This is a genomic window from Aquabacterium sp. (genome assembly GCF_004297345.1).
GTDB lineage: Bacteria > Pseudomonadota > Gammaproteobacteria > Burkholderiales > Burkholderiaceae_C > Aquabacterium.
In genome coordinates this window covers 1-5,911 of the sequence record NZ_SCTN01000483.1, presented here as the reverse complement: position 1 = coordinate 5,911, position 5,911 = coordinate 1, and the positions used below count along the sequence as shown (strand labels likewise).

Genomic DNA, 5,911 nt, shown 5'->3' with positions numbered 1-5,911 from the left:
ATGTCGAATGGGCCATGCTGCCAGTGGCCGTGGAGGACATCGATCGCATCGAGGTCACGCGCGGCCCTGATTCCGCCTCGTACGGCCCCAACTCGCTCATGGCGATCATCAACATCCTGACCAAGCGTCCCAAGGATGTCGAGCGTTTCATGGCCTCGGTAGAGGTTGGCAGCCACTATGCCAACGAGAACACGGTGCGCCTGGCCACACGCCTGAGCAACGACACTCATGTCGCCGCAACGGCCAATACGGCACGCAACAGCGGCTACGACAACGCGACGCTTCGTGGCGGCGCTCATGACAGCACAGATGTCAGGCGCCTGAATGTGCGCGCACAGACCGACCTGAGTGCTGATGAATCCCTGGAGTTGCAGGCTGCGTTTGCCCACGCTCGACGCGAGTACAACTACACCTACGACCCGTTTGTATTGGACTACCCGGATCAAACACACGAAGAGGTGCAGTTCAATGCCAAGTGGACAAAAGCACTGTCAGCAACACATGAGTTGCAGATACGTGCGTATCACGATGGGGTCAACACCAACTATGACTGGCGCTCCTGCTGGCCCAGGGTCGCCCTGCACCCGAGCGTCACCCCCATACTCAACAAGTACCCTCAATTCGCACTTGCATTGATAACGGGCGGGAACTTGAATGCGATCAGCGCGATCAACGTCCCTACCCAGGCCGAAATCAATCAGGTGATGGCGGCCATCGCCTCCCTGGGCGGCATTGGGCCCGCTCTGGCACTGAACGCCTGCGGCACCGTCAACCTCAACGGGCAAGACACCCGTAGCCAGATCGAGTTGCAAGACACTTATGTGTTGTCTGACACGCTGCGCTTTGTCAGTGGCCTGGGCCTGCGCTACCAGGATGCAAACAGTGTTGGCTACTTCGGAGGCAAGGTCAACAATCAGGTACGTTGGGTCTTCGGCCACGTCGAGTACCGCCCAAGTACAGCCTTGACCTTCAACCTGGGTGGATACGGCGAATCCAACTCATTGGGGCCAGGCACCTTCTCACCTCGCGCGGCAGTCAACTATCACCTCAGCGACAACCAATCTGTCCGAGCCGTCTACTCCAAGGGAACGAGAACCCCGGATCTTCTTGAAGCGCGGGGCAAGATGGCGCCCTATATGGAAGATGTGACACCGCCCGTCATGGGCGTCAGCAACATCGCACCATTGGTGATTTTTCGAGGCAACCCCGCTTTGCGCCCGGAGAGAATCGCGTCATTTGAACTGGGGCACCTGATCGCGCTGCGCCAATGGGGCATGACCGTTGATACGCGCGTTTTCAGCGAACGGCTCACCAACCTGATTTCAGACGCCAACACCAACTTTGATCTCTCCGCATCGAACAACGGCAGCGTGAAGCTGGATGGCTTTGAAACTCAAGCCAACTGGGATCTGGGTGCCGAATGGTCTGGCTGGCTCGGCTACAGCTACCTGCTCAATCACGAGGCGACCAATATCGTGGAGCAAACGCAATGGTCTCGTCAAAGCGGATCCGGCGGCATCAGCCGTGCATTTGGCAACCGCTGGAGGGCCTCGTTCTCTCACTACTTCTCATCAGGTAACGGCATCAACGAGAAGCTGTACGAGCGCAGCGATTTGACCTTGTCGCATGACCTCATGTTCGGCCCCCTGCCCGCAACGGCCATGCTGGTGGTCGGTTACCTGCACACCCCGGTCGTCAACACATACCTGAGCAGCGTCGGCTATTTCTCGCACAGCTACAACAGCCGATTGAACTTCAACGGCAAAGTGCGCGTCGCGTTCTGACACCAAAGCCTGCTCACTCCTGACGGCATCGTGCAGCCCCTCAACTCAAGCCCCCACAACAGAGCGCGCCGCCAGATGCTGCGAGCACTGCTGGGCTTGAGCGGGCTACCGATACTGGGCCTGGGCGAGGCGGCATCGCGCGACATCCGTGTGGTCACGCCGCCAGACCCCGGTACGCAAAGGCTGGTTCTTCAGGCACTCAAATCTCACTACCCAGGCTCGCTTTTCGACGTGGATCCGGCATCGCTTGATCTGCGCCACGGCACATCACCCGTCGTGGCACTGGGCCCCGCCGCGCTACGCCGCACGCTGGAGTTGGACTTTCGCGCACCGCTGATCTCCGCCCTGACCTCCAGTCAGGCCTACAAGCGATTGCTCGCCGCATCAGGCCGGGATCCCACCAGTTGCACAGCCCTGTTCGCCGAGGCGTCACCAGCAGCTCAGATGCAACTGATCGCGGCCATCTTCGAGCGCAAAGTCACGGTCGGCGCCTTGCTCTCAGACGCATCAAGCTATCTGGAAAAGCCTCTGCGCCAGGCTGCCATACAAGCCGGCCTGGAATTACAACTGGCACGCATAGAAAACGGACAAGACCCCGTTCGTGCCATTAATGCATTAAGTGGCACGCACGTGCTGCTGGCCGTGGCCGACAGCACGTTGTACACGCCTGACACGCTCAGATCGATCCTGGAGTCCACCTATCGGCGCGGTTTACCCGTGATCGGGTTCTCGGCCGCCACGGTCACAGCGGGCACGCTTGCCAGCGCCTGGTCCGATCCGGAGGACCTCGCTGCCGATCTCATCGAACTGATCGACAGCCTCAACGCCAACGCCTTGCCGGAAGCACGCCACCCTCGCTACTGGCGGGTGACCATCAACGACAACGTCGCGCGCTCTTTGGGGCTGTCCATCTCGGACAAAGTGCGCGCCATGGGTACACGCCCTGCCGGGAGAACTGGATGAGCCTCAAGTTCTGGCATAACCGAGGCATCACGGTTCGGCTGTTGACCATTGCCGTCTTACCGGCCAGCCTGATGTTCATTGCGGTGGCCGTCGCCATGTATGCCACAGCCATCAACGACGTCAGGCGCGACGTGACTGAGCGTGGACGGCTCATTGCAACAGCCTTGGCGCAAAGCAGCCAATACGGACTGGTTTCCGGCAATTTGTCATACGTGCGCAATACATTGCAGCAGTTGGTGGCATCCGACAGCAGCGTCAACTGCATTCACCTGGATGACGACCGACATCGCACGGTCGCCTCCAGTTGTCAGGCGGCACAAAGTTCGGACCAGACTCCCATCGAAGCCCCCGTACACATCGAATCGTTGCCGGAGCTTGACCTTCTCGATCCAGCATCATCGGGCACACAGCTCGCTGAAACCTCCCAGCAGGCGCATCCAGCCCACCCTATGCGCACCATCGGCTACGTGCGCGTCACCATGTCAGCCTCGCCCATATTCGAAGCGCGCCGAGGCGCCCTGCTGCTGGCCTTCGCACTGGTGGGCAGCGCGGCCATTGGCAGTTGCATGCTGGGACTGCGGCTGACACGCCGTTTGCGCCAGACCATGGCCTCAGTGATGGTGGCGCTGCGCGCCATCAGGAAAGGCCAGTTCGACGTGCAACTCGACACCACCCTGCCCGATGAACTGGGTGAGTTGCAACGCACCATCCTGCAAATGGCCGCGGCATTGGATGCAGCGCGCCATGATCTTGAGCAAAAGGTCAGATCGCGCACCCACGAACTGCGCCTGGCCGTTGACCAGCTTCGGCAGGCCGACGCCGAGAAGCGCCGCTTGATCACGCACAGCAACGCGCTGATTGAGGAAGACCGAAAGCGCGTGGCCGTCGAAATCCACGATCACCTGGGCGCCAGCCTCATCTCGGTCAAGCTGGAGGCCGCTGCGCTGGCTGCGAAGGCACAAGCCAGCGGCGATGAGGACATGGCCAGCAATGCGCACCGGATACAACGCACGATTGAGCTGATCTACGCCAGCACACGCGATATCGTCAAAAGCCTGCGTCCAGAGGTAATCGACACCCTTGGCCTGTCCATGGCGCTGGAGGACATGGTGCTGGGGCTCGACAACGTTCACCCCGCATGCCGGTTTTCGTTCACGGCCGCCCCCGGCATGCCAGATCTTCGAGGCGAATTTGCCATGCAGGCCTACCGCGTGGTTCAGGAGGCGCTGACCAACATCATCAAGCACGCCGGCGCGACACTGGCCAGCGTGAACCTGTCGCTCAACGAACAGGGTGACCAGCTTTGCATCGAGATCAAGGACAACGGCAAGGGGTTCAACACGCGAACATCCACGCAATCCGGGCTAGGCCTGATCGGCATGCGTGAACGCGTGGCGTCCGTTGGCGGCGAAATCTGCATCTCCTCGCCACACGGCCAGGGCACCAGCATCCACTTGACCTTGCCCATCAACAGACGCGGCGACAAATAGGCCCACTTATCGGCTTTATACGAATCTTTGCGCACCAAGCTGTGCTCGCATGATGCAGGGGTAACCACCCCGACCTGCATCATGAGCAACCAGTTTCTGACGGACCTCGCTGACACGGCGGATCTCATCCCCAACGATAAGGTCGCGTCCTTCGGGCTCTTGCTGAAGAACTACAAAAACCACTCGCACGCCATCTCGACGCGCCTGTACGAGAAGCTCGATCAAGCCGATCGCGCCCGCTTTGTGCAGTGGTTTCTCAAACGCTGGGGCGAGATCGACATCGTCAACCCCATCGAGATGCACCAGTACCTGCAGGCTGTGGACGTGGTGAAGAACCAGGTGCGCGAGCCCGTGCAGATCAACGGCAGGCGCTATGGGCTTCTCGATTTCGCCCCTCAAGGCCACGACTTCAAGCTGGCGTCATATGACTGGGTGCTTGGCATCCACGACGTCTACTACAACCAGTACGAACACGGTGACTTCCGCGTGAGCCCTGGCGACGTCATCATTGATGCGGGCGGCTTCATCGGCGACACAGCCGTGCTGTTCAGCCACAAGACGCAGGGTCAGTGCGAGATTCACTCCTTCGAGTTGCTGCAGGAAAACATCGACCTGTTCGCCTACAACAACGAACTCAACGGCATCGAAGACAAGGTGATCATCAACAAGTTCGCCCTGAGCAGCAAGACGGGCGACTCGGTGGGCATCAAGAACGCACCACTGCAGGGCGGCACGTCTGTGTCGTCGCAGTCGGCGCACAGTGGCGAAGAGCAGATCCCCACCATCACCGTCGACGATTACGTGATGATGAGCAATCTGGGCCGTGTGGATCTGATCAAGATGGACATCGAAGGATCGGAAATCCCCGCTCTGATCGGCGCCAGCAACACCATCCGCCTGTTCAAGCCCAAGCTGGCGCTGTGCCTGTATCACAAGTGGGATGACGTGCTCACCATCCCCGCCTTCATCGAAGCCACAGGCGTGGCCTACGACTTCAAGTTCAAGTGGGTGCAGTTGAGCCAGGGCTGGGAAGCCGTGCTGCTGGCATCGCCCAAGCCATAACGCCGGGCCAGGTCAAATCGACCGTCCATGAAAAAACCCCGGCAAGCCGGGGTTTTGTTCGTGCGAGACGAGTCGCAGATCAGCGTGTAGCGATCGGCTTGACGTCGCGCTTGTCGGAACCGACGAACAGCTGACGGGGACGGCCGATCTTGTACTCGGGGTCGCCAATCATTTCGTTCAGCTGAGCGATCCAGCCCACGGTACGTGCCAACGCGAAGATCGCGGTGAACAAGGACACGGGGATGCCGATGGCGCGCTGGACGATGCCGGAGTAGAAGTCCACGTTCGGGTACAGCTTGCGCGACACGAAGTATTCGTCTTCCAGAGCGATCTTTTCCAGGGCCATGGCCAGCTTGAACAGCGGGTCGTTCTGCAGACCCAGTTCGTTCAGAACTTCGTGGCAGGTCTCGCGCATCAGCTTGGCACGCGGGTCGTAGTTCTTGTACACGCGGTGACCAAAACCCATCAGCTTGACGCCAGAGTTCTTGTCCTTGACCTGAGCAATGAAGTCGCCGATCTTCTCGACGCCACCATTGCGCTGGATTTCTTCCAGCATGGTCAGGGCAGCTTCGTTGGCGCCACCGTGAGCGGGGCCCCACAGGCAAGCCACGC

General features: G+C 60.0%; 5 protein-coding genes. 4 read left to right on the top strand and 1 reads right to left on the bottom strand.

Annotated elements, in window-relative coordinates:
- From EPO09_RS18640 to EPO09_RS18625, 4 genes are all read left to right on the top strand, one after another.
- Positions 1-1,784 (top strand): TonB-dependent siderophore receptor (locus EPO09_RS18640; RefSeq protein WP_290645430.1); only part of this gene is annotated, 1,784 nt, incomplete at its 5' end.
- Between the two features lie 75 nt (positions 1,785-1,859).
- On the top strand, positions 1,860-2,747 hold the full coding sequence (locus tag EPO09_RS18635) for a hypothetical protein (RefSeq protein ID WP_290645428.1): 888 nt from the start codon (positions 1,860-1,862) through the stop codon (positions 2,745-2,747).
- A complete protein-coding gene (locus tag EPO09_RS18630; protein WP_290645426.1) occupies positions 2,744-4,237 on the top strand; it encodes an ATP-binding protein in 1,494 nt (497 codons plus the stop codon). Before EPO09_RS18635 ends, EPO09_RS18630 begins: the two co-directional genes overlap by 4 nt.
- A gap of 81 nt (positions 4,238-4,318) precedes the next feature.
- Positions 4,319-5,299 carry an FkbM family methyltransferase gene (locus tag EPO09_RS18625; protein WP_290645424.1) on the top strand — a complete coding sequence of 327 codons (981 nt, stop codon included), beginning with the start codon at positions 4,319-4,321 and terminating at the stop codon, positions 5,297-5,299.
- Positions 5,300-5,378: 79 nt separating this feature from the next.
- On the opposite strand, the gene EPO09_RS18620 is transcribed toward EPO09_RS18625, so the two are convergent.
- Positions 5,379-5,911: citrate/2-methylcitrate synthase (locus tag EPO09_RS18620; protein WP_290645423.1), on the bottom strand; the 533-nt coding region annotated here is incomplete at its 5' end.